A 26,064-nucleotide genomic window follows, 5' to 3' on the forward strand; every position below is an offset into this window, starting at 1 on the left:
ATTCTTATGGGTTTAATATCAGTTTATCGCCTTTTGGATGATCTAATACGGTTTTATGATAGGTTCCGTCAGTCCAATCATCAAGCTGATCGTGGAACCATTTGCTTTTAACGTTACCTGATTGACCCGGACCAACGAGATGGTAGCCTTGATTCATATCAGATAGATCGATGACAAAGCGCCATGAGCCTCCATGATTGACGGTTCCATCATCTAGAAATGCTGCTGCCTGTACGGTGACACTGCTGCCGCCGACTGGAATTCCACCTTCGTTGTTAAACAAATAATTCAACGGAGCAACACTCGATAGAGGATGGTTAAAGCGGACTTGGTGATAATCCCCCCACTCCCAATCAGCTATGTCGTTACCCTGTGATTTCTCCAGATCCTTCAATGTCTGTTGTAATGACTTTGCGAGTACTTGCTCAAGTCCGCCAGCTTCTTCTATCCAAGGACCTGGCTTCCCGTCCAGTGCCCGCCGCAGCAGTTCATCAATGGCGGATCGCCTTCCATTAAAGAGGTTGAGAGTTTCCTCAGGTATTTCATCCATTAGCAGAACTTCCCCTATCTTTTTCATCCAGACATTAAAAATCATCGGCGCTGCTGCATCTATAGAATCAATGTTATTCCATTTCTTCAGAATTCTTAAAGCTTGGTCTTCCTGTTTACCAGATGAGCCTTTCAACACCTCTAAAAATTGAGGGACAAACTCCTTAGCCTGTAGGTTTAACTGATCCATCTGCAGACTTTGCATATCCTCTGTGGTGAGCTTTTTATTAGCATGTAAAAACTCCTGGATCCTCATCTGACGGTATGGCTGCGCCCAGTTATTGCTGATATGGTAAGGATAATCATCGGATATAACCTTATTATTTGCTGTCGAAATAAATCCTGATTCTGGATTGATCGTTTTTGGGAGTTCATCGAACGGGATATAGCCTTTCCATTCATATTCATCGGTCCAACCAGGGACAGGTAACATACTATCCCCTTTTTTCCGAATTGGGATTTTCCCGTTCGCCTTATAAGCAATAGTCCCATCGACCGAAGCAAAGACAAAATTCTGTGCCGGCGTTTCAAATTTCAAGAGGGCTTTTTCGAATTCTTTCCAGTCTTTCGCTTTATTCATATTCAATACCGCTTCCAGCTCGGCAGATGGATCAAGTGCTGTCCACCTTAACGCAAGGACAGTATCTTTTCCACTTTTACCAGCAAACTCAGAGACAACCGGCCCATGGCGGGTAACCGTCACTTTATAATCGAGCGTCTTACCGTCCTTCACCTTGATCGGTTCGTCCAAGATATCAGCTTTTTCCCAATCATCTTTGTAAGCAAACTCATTCTCGTTTGCTGGATTTCTCTTTTCGATATACAGGTCCTGAACATCCGGCCCCGTATTGGTCACACCCCAGGCAACCTTTTCATTATGACCGAGAATGATTCCCGGAATCCCGGCAAAAATAACACCGCTCACATTGACAGTCGGAGCCTCCAGGTGCATTTGATACCAAACAGACGGGGTGGCTAAGCCTAGATGGGGATCATCCGCCAAAAGCGGCTGACCTGAATCTGTTTTCTTCCCCGAAACGACCCAATTATTGCTGCCGTTGAATTCATAAGGAATAACTGCCCCAGCAAAGCTTTTTTCAATATCAAGTTCGTCCTTGCTGATAATATAAGGAGCATCCTCTGGATAATTCGGGAATAAATCATACGCTTTTTCCTTTGAAAAAGTTTGCAGCAAATACTGTCTAAACGCTTGGTCTTCCCAATTCCCGCCCAAATCAAAGGCCATATATTTTCCTATAGTGAGAGAATCAACAGGTGTCCAGGGTTCTGGCTCATAGCCAAGTAAAGTGAACTCTACCGGCCAATTTCCGTCCTCCTTCAATTCATCGATATAGAGATTTACCCCTTCGGCAAACACATCCAAGGCTTCTTTCCCTTCACTTGTATACTCTGCATAGGAGGATTCAGCAGCCCGCCTCAACCCCAGCGTTCGAAAATATTTATCATTTTTAACTGTCTTCTCACCAATCACTTCACTTAATCTACCTGAAGCCTGGCGCCTGCTTAAATCCATTTGAAATAAACGATCTTGGGCCTGAATATACCCTTGCGCTAAATATAAATCATGATTATTTTCTGCCTTGATATGCGGTACCCCACTGGAATCCCTCACTACTGTAACCGGTTGCAAAAGACCGGATAGCAATATTTCACCCTTGGTTTCCGGCAGTGAGCGCGATAGAAATACGTTTGCTACAATCAAGATAGACAGCAAAAGTAAAATCAGAATTCCTAAACTCCATAGGACGCGTTTTCTCCACTTCCGTTTTGTTTTTTGCTGAGGTACGACAGCTTCCATTGCTACATCTCCCTTTCCCTTTAAAGCTCTCTTTCTTTCTACTTTAGTTATTCGCGTTTCTATCCATCTTTCCTACTACCTTCCTGATTTTCTCTATTTTTCCTGTTATCTATCAAATATGAAAAGGAATCAAGCATCATGTATTGGTATCACGATTTTTTAATGAGGAAAAGGAAATTCTTTTTCACAGTGTCGAAAAAGTCGCCCTGGGAATAAACAATAAAAAAACACACCGAAACAGAGTATCGGCGTGTTCAACATTATTTTGTAAGATATTCAATCGCATTGTCTACATCATCCGTGTAATAAAGGGCCTTGTCAAAGTCGTGGGCCGCTTTTGTCTCTGCAACCATGTATTCAATCGGGGATAGAAGACCAAAAAGCCTCTTCCATTTATGGTTTTTCTCCAGAAGCTTCCTTTCTCTTTTTATATCCACTGATTTGAATTCATTAATAATAAAACAAGGATCAGAAAATGTCGGGTACCGAAATCGTTCGTTCAAGGTTTGCAGTTTTTCTTCATCCCACTCTACCCTGACCAAATCCGATATGATAACTACATTTTCGACCGAATCGTGAATGCGTTTTATTAAAGCATCATATTCTTCATCTTGTAGCCCATGATCCGTCATGATTCCTATACTGTACCATTTTTTATTTGGATCCAGTTCATCCCTTTTCTTAAAAAGCACTATTTATTCCACCGTCCCTTTATTTTACAGGCAGCTCTTGTTTTTGCGCTTTATTTTATCCAATTTTTATTTTAACTCTTGCGCCCTGCTGCACTTCCAGTAGTACCCAACTCTCTTTGAATGTCCAATTATAAGGAAGAGAAGCAAGCACATGTAATCCGGCCATTTCATCTGGTCGATAAACTTCTATCCCCTTTGATCATTTACTAAATTCGTTTCATTTTTTACTATAACATGTTGAAATATTGCCATGATGATAAAAAAATTCATTTTCACTTCAATCAACACAGGTAAAGTAAACCTAATTTATGATGCAGCATACAGGAACGGTAAGCAAAGTCTGTCAGTTCTATACCTCTGTTTATGGAACTTTTTTAAGCAGTACCATAAAAAAGATACCCTCATTTTAAAAGGATACCTTCATTTCACCGGTTGAAGAGCCAGCCCTCTTTGCTTAAAGATATAATCCAGAGCCTGTCCGAATGATAGGAAGGATTTTACCTGATTAGCAAAATCAAGTTGGACAATTTGCCGAACCACATCCGGAGTAAAACCGACAAACATCGTTTCCGTTCCCATCAGCGACAGTGCTCCTACCAATTGATCAAGCAGCAAGAACATATTATTTTCCTTCGTAAAGGTAATGCCAGAGAAATCCAAGATCAAAACTTCTGCATGTAAATCTGCACATTTTTGGAGAACCGTCGATCGCATGGACTCCATTCTCCAATCATCCATACGGCCGATTAACGGTACGAGAAGCACGTCTTTGAAAATGGTCTGGACAATTGGTGTTGCCAATTCTTCCATAACTTCTTGATTTTCTTTAATTTTCTGCAATGATTCATTCGCCGCTGTGGCTATTTCTTTATAATAATTCACATAACTTATACTCACGCAATGAATGAACTGATCCAAGATTGCATCAATTATAGAACTTGCCTTTAATAAAATTTCAATGGAATAGTAGCGATTGCTTACTTCTTCTTCAATAAAACTCCAGAAAAGATTACGAACCAGCTGTATTTCCTCAATATGTTTATCCAAAGGAATACCCAAATCCACGATTTGCTTTCCAATCTCCATACCCGTTTTTTTCATACTTTCCATTGCTTGACCTTTTCCATGAATTAACGCATCTGCATGAATTTGAATAAGCTGAGCCCGTACCTCTTTACTGACTTCCAAATTATAAGGAGATTCCTCTTCTTCAAACAACTCAATATGTTCCGCTAAAATATATTTGAATTTTTCTATTTTCTCACCAATCAATTTTAGTTCTTCCATGTAGGCCTCCCACACAGGGCTTTTTTCACATTTTATCAAATTATAATTAAAAAAAGAAATAAGATCCTAAAATTACCAATATGATAAAAGACGTTTACCTGAGTCTTCAAAAGGGTATTACGATATATGACATGGAGGGAATCCGATGAAAAAAAATCAACAAGACTATGAATCTGAGAACATGAGTGATTTAGTCGAACTCATAAATAGTAAAAACAACAAGCGTAGAATCTTAGATATACTTCAGCGCAATAAAAAGGACAAAAGTAAAAGTAAGAAAAAAAAATAAAAAACCCAGTCCATTATGGTCTGGGTTTTTAAATGGATAGGATAAAAATCCAAACTTTAAACGTATGACTGATTGCATCTCATCCATTTCACCTTCTAATGTGCGTCGATGTTCAGCAAAAGCACTAATCTCTTCAATGGCCGCCGATTGTTCCCCTGTAGCAGTATAAGCGTTTCGCGTCGCTGCTTCTTCCCGAAATTGGTTCGAAAATCATCAAAGTAAAAAAAGCTGATTTTGTTATTTAAACAAAATCAGCTTTACCGTTATTTTATGTATTCTGTGTGATTGACGAGCACTACCTTTTTCTTCGAATTTCCTTTACTTGTTTCCCATCAGAAGTAATATAGACTGTTTCATCAATTTTGTATGTTAAATAACGGTCACAATCAATTTCCAACGTTTTCCCATTGTTGAATTTCATTGCGCAATTGGATCCCTCTTCGGTTTCCGTCACATCAATGACTTCGTTCGTCTTAAAACCGACCGCCTTGCCATCGGAAAAATGTGGGTAGTATTTTTCTACAATCTCTACCTTTTCCAAACGACTTGGACTTGTTAAGTATACAACGAATAATATAATTAAAACGGCTACTAAGCCAATGAGAATTACAACTTTTTGTTTCACTCTATCCACTAACCTCTTCTCTTATCAATCTATTATTCTTTATCCGTTTTCACTAGATTATATTCAGAAATTCGGCAAATATGATAGAAAAGATACTTTTATTGAGCGATTTTCACCTTTTCAACCATCATGGCACACACGGCAGCGAGAATGATTAAGATGGATACTGCTGAAATGACCCCGCTCCAGCCGAACTTCATCAGAAATAGTCCACCCGATGCCCCTACGACACTAGACCCTGCATAGTAAAACAAAAGGTATAAAGAGGAGGCTTGTGCCTTTTCACTTTTTTTAGCTAACCTTCCGACCCAGCTGCTCGCAATTGAATGAGCTCCAAAAAAACCAAATGTAAAAAGTGCCAGACCCATTATTTTTAATAAAAGTGGGCCTAATAAGGTTAAAAGGGCACCCATTAGCATGATGGCTATTCCGGAAAGAAGAACGATCCTCCGACTAAATTGGTCCGCCAGCTTTCCCATCCACGTTGAACTAAATGTCCCAACGAGATAGATAATAAAAATGAAACCAATCAATGTCTGTGATAAATGATACGGTGGTCCCATTAATGGTATACCTACAAAGTTATAAACAGTCACAAACGAGCCCATTAATAAGAATGCCATGCCGAATAAGAGTACTAGTCTAGTATTCCTTAAGTTGTTAATAAGTGAATTTTTAATTCTCGACAACGATATTTTATTGCGAACAGCATGCTGTGAAGGAGGAAGCATCCACCAAAAGGCTAGACTAATAATCAAACTCAAAGCCCCAAGACTACCTATCGCTATATTCCATGAGAAATGATCAGTCAGCACTCCTACAATGAGCCTGCCCGCCAGTCCGCCGATACTCGAACCGCTCACGTAGATTCCCATCACATAGCCCAGACTTTTCGGATGAAATTCTTCACTGATATAGGCCATTGCTATCGCGGGGAAACCTGCAAGCACCGCTCCTTGAACCGCTCTGATTGCGATCAAGATGTATAGGTCGTCTTGAATAAAGCTGACACATATAGATAACAATGCAGACAATGTGAGCGCTGTACCCATTATCTTTTTCCTATCGATATTTTCAGAGAAAAAGGAAACAAGCAATAAACAAATGGCAAGCGTCCCTGTAGCGAAAGATAGTGTCAGGCTTGCCACCGCTGGAGAGACTCCGAATTGTTTTGCGAATACCGGAATGACTGGTTGAGTACTATATAAATCGGCAAATGTTACAAAGCTTCCAAGAAATAAAGCCAAGATTGTCTTTCTGAATGATTTACCAGCAGGCTCAATATAATTCACTGTTGTTCAAACCTTTCAAAATTAAACTTTCTCTTATGTTAATACTATCTGCCTGAGTTGTCTATTTCGCCATAAGTTGTTGAACGGAAAGATTTTAGATTCATAAGAAAAACCCTTCACCGCAAAAGCGAAGGGTTTTCTTAAATCATTAATTTGATTGCTTCTCATTCCGCTCATTTTTTGTAAGCAACCAGTATACCGGCATACCCACGATCACAATAATTACCGAGTAAAGAGCATCTAACGGTGTATCAATTAATGTGCTCACAACAATATAAACTGCACCAGCAATCGCTATAATAGGAACTAGCGGATAAAAAGGTACTTTATACGTTTTTGCATCCGGGTCTTTTTTGCGTAAGATGAAGACCGCAAAGAAGGCAAGCCCATAAAAACTAAAGACAGAGAATATTGCCATATTGGTAAGTTTGTCGGGATTTGTTACAACCATCATAATAATCGCTATGACCACTTGTAAAATGGTTGCATTAATAGGTGTTTTAAACTTGGGAGATATTTTACTGATTTGCTTATGACCAGGCATCATTTTATTATCCGCCATTGCTAGTGTTATACGCGGAAAGGTTAGAAGTTTCCCGTTCAAACAACCGAAAATTGAAACCAATATTCCGATCGCTATTAATTTCCCACCCAATTCTCCAAAAAGAAGTGTGGCCGCAACGTTTGCTGCATTTGTTCCATTAGCTATAATTCCCTCTGCACCCAATACATGAAGCATAGCAAGGTTTACAGCTAAGTAAGCAACCATGACCACAAGAATTCCCGTAATAATCGCTCGTGGCAAATTTTTCTGTGGATTTTTCATTTCGCCTGCCATGAAGCCGACATTCATCCAGCCGTCATATGCCCAAAGTGTAGCCAAAATGGCACCGGCCATACTGATTTTCATTGAACTTTCACTATCTATATTGAATACAGGCATCTCACCTTGTACAATTCCGAATACTGCAATGAAAATAATCGGAATCAATTTACCAACCGTCGATAATGCTTGTATCATACCGCCGTATTTCGTCCCTAGCAGATTCATACCGGCTAAAAATACAATCGTTAGAATTCCTATAAACAATGTATAATCCGTAGAGATATTAAATAGACCTACCACTAACAACCCAAAATATAAACTGAGTGCGCCCATAACTGCAGGACCATATACTAATGTTTGAACCCAGCCGCACAGAAATCCCCATACTTTTCCGTACACTTCCTCTAAATAGACATATAAACCACCCGTTTTAGGAATGCGTGTACTTACTTCAGCAATTGTCAATCCGCTAGCTAGTGTAATTAAACCACCAATCAACCAAGCTAATAAAGCCATTGTTGAATTACCACTTAACTCAAGCACGTCACCAGGCTTCATGAAAATACCAGAGCCGATAACTGTACCAACTACAATAGATGTTCCAACCCAAAAGCCAATCGTTTTCTTCAATTGGTCATTCCCCATGATGTCCTCCCGACGTGTACACATGTACTTATTTTATATTAAAATTATATCATAAAAATTATTTGGGAATAGTTTATGCAATAGTTTGAATATTACATCATCGTCTGAAACTGTTGGTATTCCTGCACTGAGAGCGTTTTATTAAAATTCATTTATTTTTTTCTAATTCTGAATTAGACACCTTAAAACCGAATATTTTTTTAACATTTAGGAATTAAACGATTATTTATCGACTAATTGCGAATTAAAAATTATTTTATTATAAAATCGTTCGCTATATTTAAGGAAAACTTTCTGCATTATTTTAAAAAAATACAAAAAAACCACCCCTTATAAAAGGGATGGATGTGATATTCCTTAAGCATTAAGTTCGTATTACCAAAAAATAAACATAAGCACAACTGCCACGACAATCCGATAGATGGCAAAAGGAGTCAATTTAACTTTATTGATTAAAACCAAGAAAAAGCGGATACAGAATAACGCAAAAATAAATGCGCTGATAAAGCCTGCGATAAAAAATGGCAGAACTTCAGGTGTGAAAATATCCCAATATTTTATAATTTTCAACAAACTGGCACCAGCCATGATTGGAACTGCCATGATAAAAGTGAAATCAGAAGCCGCCCGGTAGCTCATACCTAATAGCACACCGCCTGATATCGTTGAACCTGAGCGGGAAAATCCCGGCCATAGGGACAAACATTGGATTAACCCGACCCCAAGGGCTTGTTTATAAGTAATTTGATCAACCGTTTCAGCAGTCATCTTTGGACGGAATTTATCAGCAGCAATCATCAATAATGCGCCCAAGATTAATCCAACGATAACCGTCTTCATCTTAAATAAGTTTTCATCAATATAATCTTCAAACAATAAACCTAATACGCCAGCCGGTAACAATCCGACGAGTATCTGCAATAGGTTGAGCTTTTGCCCCCCTGGAGCAGATGGGTTTTTCATTTTCCTTAAACCAAGCAAGTCCATGAATCGACCCCAGAAGAGAACGACTACAGCAAGAATCGATCCAAGCTGGATTACAACTTTAAATGCATTGGCCACTTCACTTCCAAAAAGCTCGTTCGATTTCAGCCATATGTCATCAACAATAATCATATGCCCTGTAGATGATACAGGAGCAAATTCAGTTAATCCTTCTACTAGTCCAAGGATAACCGCTACAAAGATTTCCCACATATTCATTATTTTCACCTCATAATTCGCACACCTATTTATGGAAATACCATTAGTATTGTACTAGTTGTTTAATATATTGTCTATTAAACATTGCTGAAAGAAATTTGGGGTACATGTATGATAGGTATAAAGATAAATTCTAAAAGGAGTGATGAACTTGAAAAACATCCAAATTTTCGCCCATAGAGGGTCCAAAGGAACACATCCTGAAAATACTATGGCCGCTTTTAAAGAGGCAGCACGAATCGGGGCTGAGGGAATTGAGTTTGACGTCCATCTTAGTTCAGATGGAGAAATGATCGTTATCCATGACGAAACACTTGACCGAACTACTTCTCTTTTAGGTTATGTAAAAGATTGTTCAGCACAAAAATTGAAAACAGCAGATGCCGGGAGCAAATTTTCTGAGGAATTCCAAGGAGAACCGATTCCTTTTTTAAAAGAAATTTTCGACTGGGCTATAGATAATACAATGTTGATGAATATCGAAATCAAAACGGATAAGCTCCCATATGAAGGAATTGAACAGAAAATTGTTGATTTAATTCGTCAGTATCGATTGGAAAATCGGGTAATTCTATCCTCCTTCAATCATCAATCAATTGAAAAGGTGAAGAAGCTGGCTCCTGAAATCGAGCGGGCCTTATTGTTTGAGGGACTGCCTGAGAACATCGAAGAAATCTTAAGCGCAAAAAAAGAAGCTGGGTTCCACCCTGATAGAAACAGCCTGACTGAAACTATTAATCACTATGCGAAGAAACTTGGATACAAAGTCCGGCCATGGGTCGCTAATAATAAAGCTGACATTATCAGGCTCGCTGAAATGGATGTCGATGTGATAATGACGGACTTTCCTGAAAAGGCAATCAAGATCTTAAAAGCTTGGCAAACGAGCGACTAATATAATGCGAAAGAGAAGGAGGACGATGCTCCTTCTCTTCCTAATCCATTTTTATTCAGTTAATTAACGAGAATATCCGCCTAATTGTTGCTCAGCCATTTGCACTAAACGTTTTGTAATTTCTCCACCAACAGATCCGTTAGCACGAGCAGTAGTGTCGGCACCTAAGTTTACGCCAAATTCACTAGCGATTTCATTCTTCATTTGTTGTAGAGCTTGCTCTGCACCAGCTACTACTAGTTGATTGCTGCTATTGTTGTTTGCCATGTGTTTTTCACCTCCTACTAATATTAATTAGCATTTTAAGCTTAAATTATTATTGCCAATTTATTGAATTATTTTATCTTTACGTTCCCTTCAATCCAGAGCTCTTTATCATGAATTTCTTTTTAGGCTCATAAACTGTTAGGAAACTTTCAGTAGGAGGGAAAAGAATTGCAAATTCATGTGGTTAGGCCTGGCCAGACGTTATTTGGCATCGCCCAGACGTATAGCGTAAGCGTTGACCGGCTCGTGGAAACAAATAAGATCCCTAACCCAAATAATCTTGTTACGGGGCAGGCCCTTGTCATTCCAATTGTCGGCAGTTATTATTTCGTGCAATCCGGCGATAGTTTATCTTCGATATCTAAAAAAGTTGGTGTCCCTGTTCAAGAATTGGCAAATATAAATGGTATTTCCGAAAATCAATCTTTATCCGTTGGATACCGTCTCTACATTCCTGCACAAAAGAAAAGGACAGCTGAATTTAATGGCTATGTCGAGCCGCGGGGCACGACCGTCGCACCTGCCCTTGAGACAGCTGCAAGGGAAGCTGCGCCCTATTTAACCTATTTAGCTCCTTTCAGCTTTCAGGCGCTTCGTGACGGCTCCTTAAAGGAGCCATTGCTCAACAACTTTCCTACCATTGCCAAAGAAAATAAAAATGTATTAATGATGGTAATCACGAATCAGGAAAATGACCAATTCAGCGATGAGCTCGGGCAAATCATCTTAACGAATACTTCCGTTCAGAATAAGTTCCTGAACAACATCGTTGCAACTGCGAAGAAATATGGTTTCCGGGATATCCACTTTGACTTTGAGTTTTTACGGCCGTCTGATAAAGAAGCCTATAATCAATTTCTCCGAAAAGCCAAGGAACGTTTCAAAAAAGAAGGATGGTTCATATCAACTGCGCTAGCCCCGAAAACAAGTGCAGAGCAAAAAGGACGCTGGTATGAAGCGCATGACTATAAAGCACATGGTGAAATTGTCGACTTTGTTATCATCATGACATATGAATGGGGATATAGCGGCGGGCCCGCAATGGCTGTATCACCAATAGGCCCTGTCCGCGATGTTCTCGAATATGCCATCACGGATATTCCAGCCAACAAAATCCTGATGGGGCAAAATCTATATGGCTATGATTGGACATTGCCCTTTGTGCAGGGTTCCATTGCCAAGGCCATCAGTCCACAGCAGGCCATCCAGATTGCAGCAACCAATAACGTATCAATCGAGTATGATGAAAAAGCGCAGGCTCCTCATTTTAGATATACAGACGTTGAGGATAAACAGCATGAGGTCTGGTTTGAAGATGCACGATCTATTCAGGCAAAGTTTGATTTAATCAAAGAATTGAATCTAAGAGGTATGAGTTATTGGAAGCTCGGTCTAGCCTTCCCTCAAAACTGGCTTCTTATAAGCGATAACTTTAACGTACGAAGAAGGGTTTGAATCGCCAATCGTAAAACTTTCAGGAATATCGCGGAAAGTGTTGCATATAATCTAACATCGAGCATAAAGTCCAGTTCCAGGATACGTGACTCATCTATAAAAGCCTTCCGTCGTTTAACGGAAGGCTTTTATCATTTTTCCTCCTTAATCGCCTGCTGAAGCTTAGGCTTTTAACCTTTTTGATATCAGTCTCGACAAAATCAAGGAATCCATCAAGAAATTTTTCAGTTTGCATTATGAACCCTTGATCTAGAAGGTACTTTGGATCCAATGTCGTCATAATACCCAGGTTTTCACCCTCAGATTCTTCTATACTCCTTGTTACTATAATGACAAATTTTTTTCATGAGAGGGACTCATTCAAAATTTGTCCAGCCAATCCTTATGAGCTATTCCTTTTTTGTCCATACTAAAAAGGTACATCTAGGGGGTGTGAAAAACATGATTCGAATCAAACCATTCAATACCGTCTTTCCAAGAATTCCGCGATTTATTAGATTGCTTTCTATCATCGCGCTATTTTTACTCTCATTTGGTATACTGATTCATCTAGTTGAGCCACGGAATTTCCCTACCCTACTTGATGGTATCTATTGGGCAATCGTAACTATGTCAACGGTAGGGTATGGAGATTACACTCCAATGACGGATATTGGAAAGATTATTGGAATATTCCTCATTTTGTCAGGTGCCGGCCTGGTCACTTCTTATTTTGCTCAAATTGCTAAAATGTCTATCTCCAATGAAAGGCAATATCTAACAGGAAAAAAGGAGTTCTCTAGTGGAGGACATATTATCATCGTTGGCTGGAATGGTCGTTCTAAAAGAATCATCAGTGACATTCATGATAGTAAGCACCATCAAGCTATTGTCCTGATAGATGATACGTTACAAAAGCACCCGCTTCCCAGAACAAATATCCACTTTATACAAGGAAAAGCAACCTTAGATTCCGTTTTGAAACAAGCTAATATAAAACAAGCCATACGAGTTCTTATCACTGCTGATCTAAAGCAAAATGAACTTCAAACCGACATGTTCTCGATTTTAACGTTACTAGCGGTCAAAGGACTAAATCCGAATGTGTATTGTCTAGTAGAAATTTTAACGCAGGAACAAAAGGAAAATGCTTTACGAGCTGGAGCAGACGGTATCGTAGAAACAAATAAGTTTGCAAGTGAATATATGCAGGATTGTTTATGGAAAGGGATGGCAGGAGAGTTTGAAGAGAAAATAGAAAAGTGGAGTTTGAACATTAAACAGCTGCCCATTCATATCGAATGGACAGGTTTGTCGTTCAAAGAATTGAGCGTTAAGTTATTTGATAAAAACATTTTATTAGTCGGTATCATTTCAGGAGGCGAGACAATTATCAAACCCCCTGCAGATATAATCATTCATCATAATGACACCCTACTAATCATTGAAGATTAATGTATTAAAAGCTTTTCCAAATCATGGACTAGTGATTTTCCGTATGAGATATAGTTCTCCGGAAACTCCGCATCTGGATTTTCCGGTTCGGCAAACTGATTGAAGGAGGCTGCAATGTTACCTATATTTCCTTCATCGTCAGTACCATCCTCGTACTTATGAGATAACAAAAACGGTTGTAAAAGTTCTACCATCACCCCATCCGTATCAAGAGACCCATCAACAGCCTTGAAAGGAATTCTTAAAAATTGATAACCATCACTGTCATCCATTTTATAATCAAAAGATCCATGGTCATAGTCCCAGCCTCCGCCTATCACATAGCCTTCTGGTTTTAACTTCGTCTCCAGATCAAATAAACCGAATGTTTTCCCTTCCAACTCAGAAGATATTTTAATCATTGTAAAAACCTCTTTCGCTAATTTTTTATTAGCATAACCAAAAAGGCTTTAAAAAAACCTGAGGATTACTACTATTCCTCCCTCGTTTGAGCATAGAGGAGATTAGCTTTGTCACTGATTTCCAAGCTATCCCCACTCTTTTTCGTAGTCTCTTCACCTTTATTGCTTCTTTTGTCTCGTCCATTTGCAATAGATGTATTTGTCTCAATTTGCTGCTTTTCTTGTTGCAGCTGCTGGACCTTCTGCTGCATTGCTTCAGCCATTTCATCCGATAGGTAAGCTTCCTGAATATCACCCTAGAGCTCACTCCTCTGTTTCTCAAGCACTTTGATGGCACTGAGAAGCTACCCATTGCAGAACTTGTAGAACCTAATATGTCGTCGATGATACTTGCATCATAATCCCTCACTTCTATTTTAATATTGTGATTACCATTATCAGGGATGTATTTTAACTTCCCCTTGATTTACATTTACTAAAATTAGATAAAAACAAAAAAGGTATCAAGCTTGGACAGTGTAATCCAGCTTGATACCTTTTTTAATAAATGCTTATAGGCGCTGTTCGAGCTCCTCTTTTTTCTTTTCATAACCTGGTTTACCTAGAAGGGCAAACATGTTCACCTTATACGCTTCCACTCCAGGCTGATCAAATGGATTGACCCCTAGTAGGTAACCGCTCATCGCACAAGCTTTCTCGAAGAAATATACGAGATAGCCAAATGTATACGCATCCAGCTGCGGCACCGATAAAATCAGATTTGGAACACCACCGTCTGTATGAGCTAACAGCGTACCTTCGAAAGCTTTATTATTGACAAATTGCACCGTTTCTCCCGCCAAATAATTCAAACCATCCAAGTCATTGTCCGCTTCCTCAATTAAAATTTCATGACGAGCTTTTTCCACTTTGATGACCGTTTCAAAAAGATCGCGGCGTCCTTCCTGAACATACTGTCCTAATGAATGCAGGTCAGTTGAAAAGTTGGCGGATGCAGGGAAAATTCCTTTTTGGTCTTTCCCTTCACTCTCTCCGAATAACTGCTTCCACCACTCGGAAAAGTACTGAAGTCCAGGCTCATAGTTTATCAGCATTTCAATAGTCTTACCTTTATTGTATAGAACGTTGCGGACCACTGCATACTGGTATGCCTGATTATCAGCTAGCTCAGAAGAACTGAAGTCCACTCTTGCATGTTCGGCACCCTCCATGATTTGGTCGATATCTGCACCGCTCACTGCAATTGGAAGCAACCCTACTGCTGTTAATACTGAATAACGGCCACCAACATCGTCAGGAATAACGAAGGTTTGGAAGCCCTCTTCAGTTGCTACCGTTTTTAAAGCGCCCTTTTCTTTATCAGTGGTCGCATAAATCCGGCCTTTCGCTTCTTCGACACCATATTTTTGTTCGAGCAGTTTCCGGAAAATTCGGAACGCAAGAGCAGGTTCAGTTGTCGTGCCCGATTTTGAAATTACATTGATGGAGAAATCCTTATCCGCCAATAAATCCATAACATCTTGCATATATGTAGAGCTGATATTGTTACCGACAAATATAATTTGTGGTGTATTTCTTTTGTCCGAATGCAAAAGATTATAAAAACTATGTTGAAGCATCTCAATGGCAGCACGTGCCCCTAAGTAGGATCCGCCAATTCCGATAACCAATAGCACATCTGAATCATCTTTTATTTTAGCGGCTGCTTTTTTAATCCTTGAGAATTCTTCCTTATCATAATTAGCAGGTAAATCAATCCAGCCAAGATACTCATTGCCTGCCCCTGTCTGTTCATGCAGAGAATGGTGTGCCACTTTTACAGCATCCTGTAAATAAGTCATTTCATGCTTTCCAAAAAACGGTAGAGCCTTTGAATAATCGAAATGTAAATGGGCCAAGCCAATTCCTCCTCTAATTTTAAGATTCTCTTTCACTTTATCTGATGTATTAATCATAATCAAGGAATCGATAAAGTAAACATCAGATTATACCCTTCGTTTAAGAATTTCTCCCACCATTTGTGATGGGAGAACTCAGCTTTATAACTCGAATTATAACGAAGCCCGTAAAATGGCAAGAACATCTTCGCGATTCAACACTTTAAATTGGCCAAAATCTCCTCTGCTCATGGCTTTATCGGCCATGATCTCTAACTGCGAGTCGTCGATACCATAATCCGCAAGACGTGTCGGCGCCCCTAAGCTGCTCCAAAATGTACGAAGTCGTTCAATGCCCTCAAGCGCAGCTTCCTCATCCGTTTTACCATTCGGATCTACATTAAATACGCGGACTGCAACCTGCTTGAAACGGTTGACATTTTCATGGAGCACATGTTTCATCCAATTTGGAAATAGGATAGCCAATCCTCCAGCATGGGGGATATCATATACCGCCGAAACTGCATGTTCAATATTATGTGTAGCCCAATCGCCGTTGTAACCAACCCCTAGAGATCCGTTTAAGGCAAGTGTTCCCGCATATAATACCGTAGACCGGTGCTCATAATTCTCCAGGTCTTCCAATAGCTTTGGAGCCGTTTCGATGACCGTCAACAAGAGAGATTCACAAAAGCGGTCCTGAAGAGGTGCATGGGTTTCTGGATGAAAATATGATTCAAACACATGTGACATCATATCAACCATTCCGTAGACCGTTTGATTTTTTGGAACCGAAAAAGTATTTACGGGATCTAAAATGGAGAATTGCGGATAAACTAAAGGACTTCCCCATCCGTATTTCTCTTTCGTTTCCCAATTTGTTATGACAGAACCTGGATTTGCTTCAGAACCAGTTGCGGCTATAGTCAGCACTGTGCCAAACGGAAGGGCTTCATTCACTGGTGCCTTTTTAATTACGAGATCCCATGGGTCTCCCTTATATTTCGCACCTGCAACAATGGCCTTTGTAGCGTCAATAACGCTTCCTCCGCCAACTGCAAGTACAAAGTCGATTTGATGCTCCTTACAAAGCTCCACACCTTTACGGACTGTAGAAATGCGTGGATTCGGTTCAACTCCGGCAAGTTCATGTACTTCCGCATTAATCTCCCTTAATGCTGTGATTACCTTATCATACAGACCATTTTTCTTTATACTTCCACCGCCGTATACAAGTAACACTTTATCACCAAAGGGTGGAATTTCTGTTTTTAGACTTTCAAGCTGATTTTTCCCAAAAATTAATTTAGTAGGATTTTTATAAGTAAAATTCTCCAATACATTCTCTCCTTTTATGACACATTGTCCTCTTTTTCAGGCCACAATATCCACCTCTTGGGCAATGGTGAGTTTTTGCTTTTCTTCATTATGCCGAAAGTTCCATATAAATACAAAGTATCCGTTCGGAAGTTTTGTCCGGATGTATATTTGCATGGTGAAAAAGCATGATAAATAAAGAACTACTTATTAAAAAAGGAGGCTGTACAATGAGTGGAATACAAAGAACTGCACTTGTTTTTACAATTATCGGTGCCGTGAATTGGGGATTAATCGGGTTTTTCCAATTCGATTTAGTTGCTTCTATCTTCGGCGGACAAGATGCTGCATTGGCTCGTATCGTTTATGGAATAGTAGGAATTGCCGGTCTTATTAACCTTGGTCTTCTCTTCAAACCAAGTCCTGAAGTTTCAAGAGAGCCTGAAGCTAAACCAACTCGTTGAAAGTCTTAGGTCTATAGATAATTTGTTTGTCCTATAAATAAAGCCGGTCCATGATAACCTCATGCCCCGGCTTTATTTTAATTAATACTTTTTTTCAATGCGTTCAAAGTCCTAATCAATTTCTGGCTTATCAATTACATCGGAGTACAAATCGAATGATGTTTTCGCATTTTCTTACAGCTTTACAGAGTTTATATATCCGACTTCAATTCTTCTTCAATCACAAGCAAACATTTTCCACCTGACTTAATTTATCAGTAATAAAAACAAGTGGAATTCATCTCTATATTTCGTATTGGAGAGCGGCATGGCTGTCGTCGTCCGACCATGAAAGTTCCCGATAGAAGCAATTATTTTCACCGTTCAAACAGAGATAACCCGCACTTTGGCGAGTTGATGATTTGAATATGAAGGGTCGAAATGCTATATGAAAATGCTAATAAGCACAAAAAAACCGACTGATCAAAGGATCTGTCGGTTAAAAAAATTATTTTTTGATTAGGTCTTCGCGTTGAGATTGCTCAATCCAAGCTTGAAGTTTGTCTTTCAAAGAGTTGAAGCCTTCAGTAGATTCGATGTGAGATGTTGCTTTAACAGATGCTTGGCGTTTTTTCGGAGCTTTTTTCGGAGCTTCAGTACGCTCAGGAGCTTCTTCTGTTGCGCGGATCGATAAGCCAATTTTTCCAGCAGCTGAATCGATAGAAAGCACTTTAACTTTTACTTCATCGCCCACTTTTAAATGTTCGTTAATATCTTTTACGAATCCGTGAGTAATTTCAGAAATATGAACTAAACCTTGAGTTGAATCATCTAGAGCAACAAATGCACCGTATGGTTGAATACCAGTTACTTTGCCAGTAACTACCGCACCAATTTCGAATTTTTCAGACATGGTAACACTCCTATTTTATATATATTTTTTCGTCTTTTCACGCAATAAAAAATTATATCACATAATTGGAAAATAATCAAAGTTAAGTATATCATACTTTTTAGGTTTTTACTCAATAAAAATGTTTGTTTTTTGGAAATACTTATTATTATAAGATTGTTATTTATAACTTAACCTAAAAATATGCAATTAAACATGATTTCCTTTAACATATTCACTTATTTTTCTAAAGATTGTAATTTTAAAACACTACCTAATGTTGAAGAGTTTGGTTTTTCTTGATTCGCTACATCGTACCAATCATGAATATCCCCGTGTTTCTCAAGTCGATAAATCTAATGTAACATCCCAAATACACCGCTTCGATATTTTCTCGATGTGGCGTTTTTTCACAAAACATACATATTCATTCACTTTACTTATACTATAATATGGTAAAATAATCATATAAAGAATATTTCCTGATAAAGGAGTGCTTGACAATGTCAAATATCGCGAAGAACATCCGTCAGTACCGAGAAGATCATAACCTCACTCAGCAGGAACTGGCTTTAAAATTACGTATTGGCACCAAGAAAATTGAAATGTATGAATCAGGTGAGTCAGTCCCTGATACACAAACCATTTTGCGGCTTTCTACCGTTCTTGATATTCCAGCTTCAGAATTTTTAAAAGTTAGTCCAACAGTGAATGCCGCTGGTGTTGACGAGGAAATCGAAAAGCTAATTGAGGAGATTGGAACCGAAAAGGCAATACTTATCCTAAGAACAGCTAAAGATTTTAGTGAAGAGCAAATTCTGAATGTTATGAATAAATTATATAACACACAAACTTAATTAAAAAAATGCTGGTTGCACATGTATTTTTTTCCAAATTATCGGATATACTATGATTAACACTTTCTATGTTAATCCATTAGATTAACTCTTTTTTCTAATTCCCCCTATGGAAAAGGGATCCGTCGTAAGTAACGACAGGATCCCTATTTTTTTGCTTTTATTCAACAATGATTCTTCATGAAACGTTCCATTCTTTTCAGTGCTTCTTGAAGATGCTCCATGGAAGAAGCGTAAGAACAACGGATATGCCCTTCACCGCTTTCTCCAAATACATCTCCCGGCACAACAGCAACTAGTTCTTCCTTCAGAAGTCTTTCTGCAAATTCCATCGAAGTCATCCCTGTTTTTTCGATAGATGGAAAAGCATAAAAGGCCCCTCCTGGTTTATGACAGTCCAGACCGATGTCATTGAACGATTTCACTATATAATTCCTTCTTCTTCGATAACTCCTTCGCATCTCTTCCACATCTTGCATCCCGTGCTTTAATGCTTCCAATGCTGCATGCTGCGCCATAGTTGGGGCACACATCATCGCATATTGGTGAAGCTTCAGCATTGCTTCAGAAATTTCTTTAGGCGCACATACAAATCCTAGACGCCATCCAGTCATCGCAAAACCTTTAGAAAATCCATTGATTACGATTGTACGTTCCATCATGCCATCAATAGCTGCAAAAGAAGTGAATACCTCATCATAAGCAAGCTCCGCATAGATTTCATCGGAAATAACTAGTAAATCATGTTTTTTAACGATATCAGCAAGCATCACTAATTCTGCCTGCTCAAGTTGAGTACCTGTAGGGTTATTCGGCGAACAGATTAAAACGGCCTTCGTTTTAGGAGTAATCGCCGCTTCAAGTTGTTCGGGTGTTAACTTAAAGTCATCATCCTTAGAGGTTTGAACCGTGACTGGAATCCCCCCTGCCATGGTCACTAGGGGTGCATAGGCGACAAAACAAGGTTCGACGACGATAACTTCTTCACCTGGATTCAAAATAGTTCTCAGCGTAATATCGAGCGCCTGGCTTGCTCCAACCGTTACAATAATTTGATCCTCAGGTCTATACGAAACATGGAACTGCTTCTCCATATATTTGCTGATCTCTGACCTTAATTCAAATAATCCGGCATTAGCTGTATATGAGGTATATCCTTCCTCCAATGAGTTGATAGCTGCTTCCCTTACTGCCCATGATGTAACGAAATCTGGTTCACCTACACCAAGTGAGACGACACCCTCCAAATTGGCAGCCAAGTCGAAGAAGCGGCGAATTCCTGATGGTTTTAGCTCTGCAATCGTCCTTGAAACATAACTCGTTTTAATCATGGTGACACCACTATCCGCTTATCTTCTTCAGTTTGATCAAATATAGTGCCATCATGCTTGTATTTTTTCATAATAAAGTGAGTCGTAGTAGATATAACAGAATCAAGTGTCGAAAGTTTTTCTGATACAAAGCTTGCCACTTCATTCATCGAACGTCCCTCGACGATGACGGAAAGATCATAGGCTCCAGACATTAAATAGACGGACTCTACTTCTTTAAACCGGTAAATTCGTTTTGCGACCTCATCGAAACCAACACCGCGTTTTGGTGTAACTTTTACATCAATCATCGCAGTGACACCATGGTATTCATCCACTTTTGCCCAGTTAATAACTGTTAAATAACGGACAATCACACGCATGTCTTCTAATTTTTTTAATGTTACTTCAATGTCCGCTTCTGATAACTCGGTCATTTTCGCCAAATCCTTCAGATCAATCCGGCTGTTATTTTCAATGATTCTCAAGACTTCCAATTCCTCTTCATTCAAGTGCATTGGAAAACCCCCCTTTTGGAATTCACTAATTTAGACGTGATGTTTGGCTGGCAGATAGTCTGATGAATTACCTTATTAGACTTTTATAGAATCAAGTACGACAATATAAATTAATAAGTCCTATTCTGTCAGGATAAACTTACACTATTATATCAAAATTGATTGAAAACCTGTTATAGTAATTGTCTTTTTTCATGGTTATTATTACAATTACTGTTATGCAACAGCGTTAAAGGACAGAATTTTTGGATTTTCAGGGAAAATCTGTGATTGAGACAATATCTCTTTTTATTTAGATGAGAAATAATAATAGAGAAGGAGCTTTATATGGAAGGTCACACAATTAAAGGCATCGAACAGGTGGGAAATATTGATATCTATTTTGAATATGATCAAATTAATGATTCCTTTCCGACCCTTGTATTACTGCATGGGTTTTTATCATCCAGCTTCAGCTTCCGTAAATTAGTACCTTATTTAATCCAAGATTTCAATGTAATCTCGATAGATCTTCCTCCATTCGGTCAAAGCGGGAAAGCTTATCGATATACATATTCTTTCCAGAATATCGCCAAATCCGTTGTCCAGTTTTTAGAAGGCAAAAACATCAGGAAATTTAGTATCATCGGGCACTCTATGGGTGGCCAGGTTTCCTTGCAACTCATTAAATCACATCCGGACCTGGTCGAACATGCGATTCTCCTTGCCGGTTCAGGCTATCAGCCTAGCTATTCAGAAAAAATGAAGATGATTAGCTATCTGCCTTTCTTTTCGTTCGGAATAAAACGGTATCTACAAAAGTCGGGGATAGAAAAGAACTTGAAAAACGTTGTTCATAATCAAGCCATGATTGATGATGAAATGCGGCAAGGCTATCTAGAACCATTCATTAAGAAGCATGATATATTTCGTGCGCTAGGAAGGATGCTACGCGATAAGGAAGTCGATTTATTAGAGGAGGACCTTTATTCGATTCAAACGCCTTGTCTGCTTGTTTGGGGTCGGCATGATAAAGTAGTACCCCTGAAGATTGGTGAAAGGTTACATAAAGACCTTCCTAATTCAAAACTTGCCGTCTTAGAAAATTCAGGACATCTGCTTCCAGAGGAGAATCCCGAAGAAGTGTATCACTTAATTAAGGAATTTTTAAGGACACCGACTATCCAAACATAAAAGAGGATGACCCTTATTTCGGGTCATCCTTCACAGTCTTTAGATCGAGCAGCTGGCATCATTCTTTATGATTAGCAGCTTCTTTGCAACATCCAGACATTTTTCCATCATAACGGGCGCATCAAATGCGAACTCATAGATAGATTTTATTTTTATCGCCAGTTCCTGTGGGTTATCTATATCTCGGATTGCAACAACTGTATCCGCAATTTCGGGCTCATATAGTTCCCCGCCAATCTGAAAAGGGTCCCATTCTTGCAAAACAGCAACCAACGCTAAATTCATTTGCTGTGTATCCATATAATCATCACCTGCTCAATATATTCAGAGAACATGATATCATAGTATCATAACAACACGCTTTTCGCGAAGACGACAAATTTTTAAATCGGTGGTGGATATTTTGAAAGAGTCAATTTTTGAAGAACACATTAACAGGGAAAATACCGGATCAGTAAAATGGGATAAAAACTCGCTTAAATCATTGTATGGAAGAGAAGATGTACTGCCAATGTGGGTTGCCGATATGGATTTCCCTTCTCCTGAGGGCATTCAAAAAGCGTTAATTGAACGCCTGAATCATCCGATTTTCGGTTATACCGTCCCTTCCGAAACGGTTTTCACCGAAATTCAAAGCTGGCTTAGAGACCAGCACTCCTGGCCCATCACAAAGGAATGGATCTCATTTAGCTCTGGCGTCGTTTCAGCCATCGGTACAACGATCCAAGCATTCACGAACCCGGGTGATAAAATATTGGTACAATCACCGGTCTATACACCATTTTTTGATATGGTCAAAAATAATGACCGGGAAGTGGTCAACAGTCCGCTTATCATAGAAGACGATCGCTTTAAGATTGATTTTACGGATTTTGAAGACAAGCTGAAAAGTGGAGTGAAACTATTCCTGTTTTGCAGTCCACATAATCCCGGCGGACGCGTTTGGACAAAAGACGAACTCCTGCGGATTGGCGAGCTCTGTGTAAAATATGATGTAATCATAGTCAGTGATGAGATTCACGCTGACTTATTCCATTCAACATCCAGACATTATCCCATCGCCTCACTTTCAGAACAATTATCGGATATAACAGTTACGTTAATGGCACCAAGTAAAACATTCAATATAGCCGGCATTCAGGCTTCATTCCTGATCACCAGTAATGAAAAACTGCAGAAGCAATTGCAAAAGGCTCAAACGAAACTGGCCTTTCATGGACTGAACATCCTAGCTTTAACAGCTATGGAAGCCGCGTATCGAGAGGGCTTACCCTGGCTGAAAGACATGATTGCTTACATCGAGGAGAATATAAAAGTGGCAGAGGAATTCATTGCTGCTGAAATTCCTGCACTGAACGTCATGCATCCGGATGCCTCTTACCTTTTATGGATTGACTGCCGTGATCTAGGATTGAACGACAAGGAAATTAAGGAACGACTGATCCATCAAGGGAAGCTCGCATTAGAGCCTGGTTCAAAATATGGCCCAGGCGGAGAAGGTTTCGTCCGGATGAATATTGGTTGTTCACGCAGTGTGCTGTTGGATGGGCTTAATCGATTAAAAGTGGCTTTTTCATAAGAAATAACAAAGAACCAGGTTTGAAGCCTGGTTCTTTGCTTTTTTCTATTAGTCCTTCTCTTCTTCTACATATGGATCATGCTCATAACGAGGCAGATCCCCAATCGATGTTTGTATATTTTCTTCAATAAGTGTTTCCTTCAATTCTTGATACTGGGAGTTAGGATAGACCGTTATCTCCTTACCGTATATATCCACGCCAACAAAATTTTCATAATCTTCAACATACCCAATATTTTCTTCAGACTCGACATACATATCTTCATAATCGTTAGGAGGATAAGCAAAATCAGAAGGCGTTTCAGATGTTCCATAGCTAGCAACTTCCTGCCATGAATCCTCCGCATCGAATGCAACCGATTCGTCCCGCCCATCATAATCAAACCTTCCAAATGGAGGTCCCAACACTTCCTCTTCTACCGGCCGATTGTCAGAAGTTTCTTGAGATGGCGAATGTTCAACACAAAAGGTAGTCGTCGGGATAATGCTCAAACGGTCAAGAGGAATTTCTTTTGAACAAACTTCACATTTCCCATACTCTCCTGCATCAATTGCTTGAAGGGCTCGATTAATATCCCTAATTTCATCTCGGACATGCTCACCCAGCGCCAAATCTTTTTCACGCTCATATAATTCTGTTCCTTGATCACCAGGATGATTATCATAGCTCGATAACTCACCAGTCGAATCATCTTGACTTCTTCTTAAACCAAAGTCACCCGAGTCATTTAATTGCTTTTCCAACTCCTGCTTTGTGTGCTGCAATTGCTGTTGAAAGCTTTTTATTTGCTGATTAGATAGCATGTGCAACATCCTTTCATAATCGTTTCTTCTCTCTAGTATTTCTATCTTTACTTCATTCCATAAAGGTACTTTTTACCTCAAGAATAAATCGGAAGAGAGAACAAAAACTAATAAAATTCAAAAAGATGGGCTTTTCGTGTGTTTTTCCAAAGAGGATTAATTAACATAATCGTTCCAGACAATTCGGTAAGATGCAGATGATGATGCAATATTCGTATCAAAGCGTAAACTTTCGTGTAAGTCTAAACAATAGGGGATCGCGGGGGATTATTAGATGCGACTTAAATAAAATAAGGCGGACACATCATTCTGTGTTCGCCTCTTTTTTAATTATTGATATATTTTTCAAAAACATAACCGAAATCTTTAATATGATACTTTTTCCGGCTGTCCATCAACCATTCAAAAGCAGCGGAATTAATATCCTTAAAACTCGCGGCCATTTGACTTCCTTCAGTCCGAACCTGGTTCAAAGTGGAAGAAGCAAGGTTTACACTTTGCTGGGCATATTGAAGGGCATACTCATTTTCATGACAAATTTCCGATATTTTAACAAGTGATTTGAACAAGTCCTTTAATTCTTCGATGAATTTTTTATGAACATCAATGGAAAAAGTTTTTGCCCCAATCGAAAATTTAATTTCTGCATCCAAATCCACGGTGCCTGCCGTTTCAAGGGTCACGTTGGAAATATTATGCTGGCTATAGCTATACCTTGTAAGTGTACGCTTTTTACTAATGGCACTTGTACCATCCAAATGGATAAACGCCTGATTCGTAAAACAGTATTCATCGGTTTTCGATTTAATCAGGAAATAAATTTTTTCCTCATCTTCGTGCATGATGTAATCATCTGCATCCACCTTGTCATAGTCGGCAGGCTTAATCACACTTCCAATATCACTGAGACCAAGTGCATCAGCCGCAATTTTCTTAAACAAATTCCATTCCTCCTCTATTCATACTCAGTTAAATTCTACCATATTATAAATATTTCTCTAGTATTATCTCATCTCGTACCGGAATTCCATCAAAGCTGTAAAATGGGATTTCAGGCTTGATTTTTCTTGATTCTTCGACTGCATTTTTCACAATTTCTGAAATGACATAGCCACGCTTTTGGAAAAACTTCAATGCCTGTAAATTATCATTGGTTGTAATCGCTTTAATAGTATGGCAATTTTTTTCCTTTGCAATATTTTCTATCACATAAAGCAACGATGAGCCCACACCTTGCTTCTCATGCTCACTATTCAAAGAAATGATCTGACATACCTGATTGGCCATCTTGTATGTCCCTAATCCAGTGATTTTTTCATTCTCATCCATCACCCCAAATCCCTCAAGTTCTGCATAATGAAACAAGCCTCTAGAAAAAACGACTTGAGTCGTTTCCCAATGCTGCATGAAAAAACTCTTAACCGTATCTGCCGCAATCATTCTTTTAGCTACGATTTGCATAACAATTTACGCCCCCAAAAATTCTATCTATATCCTTATAGTATAAAATGCTTATGCTGATAAAGGAACAGTTTATTATGTATACAGGGACTTTACGACCTATTATCAAAATCGAATCCCATTCATAACAGGATAATTAATGTTCAAATTACCA

Annotated in this window: 27 protein-coding genes; 8 read left to right on the top strand and 19 right to left on the bottom strand. The window is 39.1% G+C overall.

Annotated features, from left to right (window positions below; all coding sequences use genetic code 11):
• Window positions 1-4: 4 nt before the first annotated feature.
• From RE409_RS24990 to RE409_RS25000, 3 genes are all read right to left on the bottom strand, one after another.
• Window positions 5-2,368: a penicillin acylase family protein gene (locus tag RE409_RS24990; RefSeq protein WP_309558247.1), complete on the bottom strand. Its 2,364-nt coding sequence runs from the start codon at window positions 2,366-2,368 to the stop codon at window positions 5-7.
• Between the two features lie 260 nt (window positions 2,369-2,628).
• Window positions 2,629-3,060, bottom strand: a complete 432-nt coding sequence (locus RE409_RS24995) for a hypothetical protein (RefSeq protein WP_056525647.1) — start codon at window positions 3,058-3,060, stop codon at window positions 2,629-2,631.
• A 420-nt stretch (window positions 3,061-3,480) separates the two neighbouring features.
• Window positions 3,481-4,347: an STAS domain-containing protein gene (locus tag RE409_RS25000; RefSeq protein ID WP_309558248.1), complete on the bottom strand. Its 867-nt coding sequence runs from the start codon at window positions 4,345-4,347 to the stop codon at window positions 3,481-3,483.
• A gap of 145 nt (window positions 4,348-4,492) precedes the next feature.
• On the opposite strand from RE409_RS25000, the gene RE409_RS25005 reads away from it, so the two are divergent.
• Entirely contained in the window at window positions 4,493-4,636 is a 144-nt protein-coding gene (locus RE409_RS25005) for a hypothetical protein (RefSeq protein WP_201187137.1), read from the top strand.
• Between the two features lie 295 nt (window positions 4,637-4,931).
• Here the strand turns inward: RE409_RS25005 and RE409_RS25010 are convergent, their stop codons facing one another.
• The 4 genes from RE409_RS25010 to RE409_RS25025 all read right to left on the bottom strand — a co-directional run bounded on the left by RE409_RS25010 (window position 4,932) and on the right by RE409_RS25025 (window position 9,227).
• Window positions 4,932-5,270 (bottom strand): hypothetical protein, encoded by a 339-nt coding sequence (locus RE409_RS25010; protein ID WP_201187138.1) that lies wholly within the window; start codon window positions 5,268-5,270, stop codon window positions 4,932-4,934.
• 89 nt (window positions 5,271-5,359) lie between these two features.
• Window positions 5,360-6,553 (bottom strand): MFS transporter, encoded by a 1,194-nt coding sequence (locus RE409_RS25015; protein ID WP_201222763.1) that lies wholly within the window; start codon window positions 6,551-6,553, stop codon window positions 5,360-5,362.
• Window positions 6,554-6,701: 148 nt separating this feature from the next.
• The gene (locus RE409_RS25020; RefSeq protein WP_309558249.1) at window positions 6,702-8,024 is read right to left on the bottom strand and encodes an APC family permease; all 1,323 of its coding nucleotides are present in this window, start codon (window positions 8,022-8,024) and stop codon (window positions 6,702-6,704) included.
• Between the two features lie 375 nt (window positions 8,025-8,399).
• Window positions 8,400-9,227, bottom strand: coding sequence for an undecaprenyl-diphosphate phosphatase (locus RE409_RS25025; protein ID WP_274608138.1), 828 nt, complete (start codon window positions 9,225-9,227; stop codon window positions 8,400-8,402).
• A 151-nt stretch (window positions 9,228-9,378) separates the two neighbouring features.
• Here RE409_RS25025 and RE409_RS25030 point away from each other — a divergent pair, with 151 nt between their 5' ends.
• Entirely contained in the window at window positions 9,379-10,122 is a 744-nt protein-coding gene (locus RE409_RS25030; RefSeq protein WP_201187143.1) for a glycerophosphodiester phosphodiesterase, read from the top strand.
• A gap of 63 nt (window positions 10,123-10,185) precedes the next feature.
• On the opposite strand, the gene RE409_RS25035 is transcribed toward RE409_RS25030, so the two are convergent.
• Window positions 10,186-10,389 (bottom strand): alpha/beta-type small acid-soluble spore protein, encoded by a 204-nt coding sequence (locus RE409_RS25035; RefSeq protein ID WP_053348762.1) that lies wholly within the window; start codon window positions 10,387-10,389, stop codon window positions 10,186-10,188.
• A 168-nt stretch (window positions 10,390-10,557) separates the two neighbouring features.
• Here RE409_RS25035 and RE409_RS25040 point away from each other — a divergent pair, with 168 nt between their 5' ends.
• Window positions 10,558-11,844: a glycoside hydrolase family 18 protein gene (locus tag RE409_RS25040; protein ID WP_201187145.1), complete on the top strand. Its 1,287-nt coding sequence runs from the start codon at window positions 10,558-10,560 to the stop codon at window positions 11,842-11,844.
• Window positions 11,845-12,285: 441 nt separating this feature from the next.
• Entirely contained in the window at window positions 12,286-13,278 is a 993-nt protein-coding gene (locus RE409_RS25045) for a potassium channel family protein (protein WP_201254054.1), read from the top strand.
• On the opposite strand, the gene RE409_RS25050 is transcribed toward RE409_RS25045, so the two are convergent.
• The 4 genes from RE409_RS25050 to RE409_RS25065 all read right to left on the bottom strand — a co-directional run bounded on the left by RE409_RS25050 (window position 13,275) and on the right by RE409_RS25065 (window position 16,894).
• Window positions 13,275-13,679 (bottom strand): YugN-like family protein, encoded by a 405-nt coding sequence (locus tag RE409_RS25050; RefSeq protein WP_056525664.1) that lies wholly within the window; start codon window positions 13,677-13,679, stop codon window positions 13,275-13,277. The two genes, RE409_RS25045 and RE409_RS25050, sit on opposite strands and share 4 nt — an antisense overlap.
• A 71-nt stretch (window positions 13,680-13,750) precedes the next feature.
• Window positions 13,751-13,942: a hypothetical protein gene (locus RE409_RS25055; protein ID WP_201187149.1), complete on the bottom strand. Its 192-nt coding sequence runs from the start codon at window positions 13,940-13,942 to the stop codon at window positions 13,751-13,753.
• Between the two features lie 288 nt (window positions 13,943-14,230).
• Complete coding sequence (locus RE409_RS25060) at window positions 14,231-15,577, bottom strand: glucose-6-phosphate isomerase (protein ID WP_201222755.1); 1,347 nt, start codon at window positions 15,575-15,577, stop codon at window positions 14,231-14,233.
• Window positions 15,578-15,730: 153 nt separating this feature from the next.
• The gene (locus RE409_RS25065; protein ID WP_201222753.1) at window positions 15,731-16,894 is read right to left on the bottom strand and encodes an iron-containing alcohol dehydrogenase; all 1,164 of its coding nucleotides are present in this window, start codon (window positions 16,892-16,894) and stop codon (window positions 15,731-15,733) included.
• A 209-nt stretch (window positions 16,895-17,103) separates the two neighbouring features.
• Here RE409_RS25065 and RE409_RS25070 point away from each other — a divergent pair, with 209 nt between their 5' ends.
• Window positions 17,104-17,337, top strand: coding sequence for a DUF378 domain-containing protein (locus RE409_RS25070; protein ID WP_056525676.1), 234 nt, complete (start codon window positions 17,104-17,106; stop codon window positions 17,335-17,337).
• Window positions 17,338-17,824: 487 nt separating this feature from the next.
• Here RE409_RS25070 and yugI read toward each other — a convergent pair whose 3' ends face one another.
• On the bottom strand, window positions 17,825-18,229 hold the full coding sequence (gene yugI, locus RE409_RS25075; RefSeq protein WP_201187152.1) for a S1 domain-containing post-transcriptional regulator GSP13: 405 nt from the start codon (window positions 18,227-18,229) through the stop codon (window positions 17,825-17,827).
• A 482-nt stretch (window positions 18,230-18,711) separates the two neighbouring features.
• On the opposite strand from yugI, the gene RE409_RS25080 reads away from it, so the two are divergent.
• Window positions 18,712-19,065 (top strand): helix-turn-helix domain-containing protein, encoded by a 354-nt coding sequence (locus RE409_RS25080; protein WP_053348755.1) that lies wholly within the window; start codon window positions 18,712-18,714, stop codon window positions 19,063-19,065.
• Between the two features lie 164 nt (window positions 19,066-19,229).
• On the opposite strand, the gene RE409_RS25085 is transcribed toward RE409_RS25080, so the two are convergent.
• Together RE409_RS25085 and RE409_RS25090 are read right to left on the bottom strand one after the other, a co-directional pair.
• Window positions 19,230-20,396, bottom strand: coding sequence for an aminotransferase (locus RE409_RS25085; protein WP_056525678.1), 1,167 nt, complete (start codon window positions 20,394-20,396; stop codon window positions 19,230-19,232).
• Window positions 20,393-20,893: an Lrp/AsnC family transcriptional regulator gene (locus RE409_RS25090; RefSeq protein WP_053348753.1), complete on the bottom strand. Its 501-nt coding sequence runs from the start codon at window positions 20,891-20,893 to the stop codon at window positions 20,393-20,395. Before RE409_RS25090 ends, RE409_RS25085 begins: the two co-directional genes overlap by 4 nt.
• Window positions 20,894-21,220: 327 nt before the next feature.
• Between RE409_RS25090 and RE409_RS25095 the strand changes: the two genes are divergently transcribed.
• Window positions 21,221-22,066 carry an alpha/beta fold hydrolase gene (locus tag RE409_RS25095; protein ID WP_201222751.1) on the top strand — a complete coding sequence of 282 codons (846 nt, stop codon included), beginning with the start codon at window positions 21,221-21,223 and terminating at the stop codon, window positions 22,064-22,066.
• Window positions 22,067-22,105: 39 nt separating this feature from the next.
• On the opposite strand, the gene RE409_RS25100 is transcribed toward RE409_RS25095, so the two are convergent.
• A complete protein-coding gene (locus tag RE409_RS25100; RefSeq protein ID WP_201250297.1) occupies window positions 22,106-22,366 on the bottom strand; it encodes a DUF1871 family protein in 261 nt (86 codons plus the stop codon).
• A 94-nt stretch (window positions 22,367-22,460) separates the two neighbouring features.
• Here RE409_RS25100 and RE409_RS25105 point away from each other — a divergent pair, with 94 nt between their 5' ends.
• Window positions 22,461-23,645, top strand: coding sequence for a MalY/PatB family protein (locus RE409_RS25105; RefSeq protein WP_309559313.1), 1,185 nt, complete (start codon window positions 22,461-22,463; stop codon window positions 23,643-23,645).
• Between the two features lie 48 nt (window positions 23,646-23,693).
• Here the strand turns inward: RE409_RS25105 and RE409_RS25110 are convergent, their stop codons facing one another.
• The 3 genes from RE409_RS25110 to RE409_RS25120 all read right to left on the bottom strand — a co-directional run bounded on the left by RE409_RS25110 (window position 23,694) and on the right by RE409_RS25120 (window position 25,910).
• Window positions 23,694-24,449: a TraR/DksA C4-type zinc finger protein gene (locus RE409_RS25110; protein WP_053348749.1), complete on the bottom strand. Its 756-nt coding sequence runs from the start codon at window positions 24,447-24,449 to the stop codon at window positions 23,694-23,696.
• 326 nt (window positions 24,450-24,775) lie between these two features.
• Window positions 24,776-25,390, bottom strand: coding sequence for a PH domain-containing protein (locus RE409_RS25115; RefSeq protein WP_053348748.1), 615 nt, complete (start codon window positions 25,388-25,390; stop codon window positions 24,776-24,778).
• A gap of 43 nt (window positions 25,391-25,433) precedes the next feature.
• Window positions 25,434-25,910 carry a GNAT family N-acetyltransferase gene (locus tag RE409_RS25120; protein WP_056525694.1) on the bottom strand — a complete coding sequence of 159 codons (477 nt, stop codon included), beginning with the start codon at window positions 25,908-25,910 and terminating at the stop codon, window positions 25,434-25,436.
• Between the last annotated feature and the right edge of the window lie 154 nt (window positions 25,911-26,064).

The organism is Peribacillus sp. R9-11 (genome assembly GCF_031345095.1).
Classification (GTDB): domain Bacteria; phylum Bacillota; class Bacilli; order Bacillales; family DSM-1321; genus Peribacillus; species Peribacillus butanolivorans.

Bases quoted from the DNA above. Each gene is read 5' to 3' on its own strand.
- RE409_RS24990 (WP_309558247.1), bottom strand. From the start codon at position 2,368: ATGGAAGCTGTCGTACCTCAGCAAAAAACAAAACGGAAGTGGAGAAAA.
- RE409_RS25000 (WP_309558248.1), bottom strand. From the start codon at position 4,347: ATGGAAGAACTAAAATTGATTGGTGAGAAAATAGAAAAATTCAAATAT.
- RE409_RS25005 (WP_201187137.1), top strand. From the start codon at position 4,493: ATGAAAAAAAATCAACAAGACTATGAATCTGAGAACATGAGTGATTTA.
- RE409_RS25020 (WP_309558249.1), bottom strand. From the start codon at position 8,024: ATGGGGAATGACCAATTGAAGAAAACGATTGGCTTTTGGGTTGGAACA.
- RE409_RS25025 (WP_274608138.1), bottom strand. From the start codon at position 9,227: ATGAATATGTGGGAAATCTTTGTAGCGGTTATCCTTGGACTAGTAGAA.
- RE409_RS25035 (WP_053348762.1), bottom strand. From the start codon at position 10,389: ATGGCAAACAACAATAGCAGCAATCAACTAGTAGTAGCTGGTGCAGAG.
- RE409_RS25045 (WP_201254054.1), top strand. From the start codon at position 12,286: ATGATTCGAATCAAACCATTCAATACCGTCTTTCCAAGAATTCCGCGA.
- RE409_RS25050 (WP_056525664.1), bottom strand. From the start codon at position 13,679: ATGATTAAAATATCTTCTGAGTTGGAAGGGAAAACATTCGGTTTATTT.
- RE409_RS25055 (WP_201187149.1), bottom strand. From the start codon at position 13,942: ATGGCTGAAGCAATGCAGCAGAAGGTCCAGCAGCTGCAACAAGAAAAG.
- RE409_RS25070 (WP_056525676.1), top strand. From the start codon at position 17,104: ATGAGTGGAATACAAAGAACTGCACTTGTTTTTACAATTATCGGTGCC.
- yugI (WP_201187152.1), bottom strand. From the start codon at position 18,229: ATGTCTGAAAAATTCGAAATTGGTGCGGTAGTTACTGGCAAAGTAACT.
- RE409_RS25080 (WP_053348755.1), top strand. From the start codon at position 18,712: ATGTCAAATATCGCGAAGAACATCCGTCAGTACCGAGAAGATCATAAC.
- RE409_RS25085 (WP_056525678.1), bottom strand. From the start codon at position 20,396: ATGATTAAAACGAGTTATGTTTCAAGGACGATTGCAGAGCTAAAACCA.
- RE409_RS25090 (WP_053348753.1), bottom strand. From the start codon at position 20,893: ATGCACTTGAATGAAGAGGAATTGGAAGTCTTGAGAATCATTGAAAAT.
- RE409_RS25095 (WP_201222751.1), top strand. From the start codon at position 21,221: ATGGAAGGTCACACAATTAAAGGCATCGAACAGGTGGGAAATATTGAT.
- RE409_RS25100 (WP_201250297.1), bottom strand. From the start codon at position 22,366: ATGGATACACAGCAAATGAATTTAGCGTTGGTTGCTGTTTTGCAAGAA.
- RE409_RS25110 (WP_053348749.1), bottom strand. From the start codon at position 24,449: ATGCTATCTAATCAGCAAATAAAAAGCTTTCAACAGCAATTGCAGCAC.
- RE409_RS25120 (WP_056525694.1), bottom strand. From the start codon at position 25,910: ATGCAAATCGTAGCTAAAAGAATGATTGCGGCAGATACGGTTAAGAGT.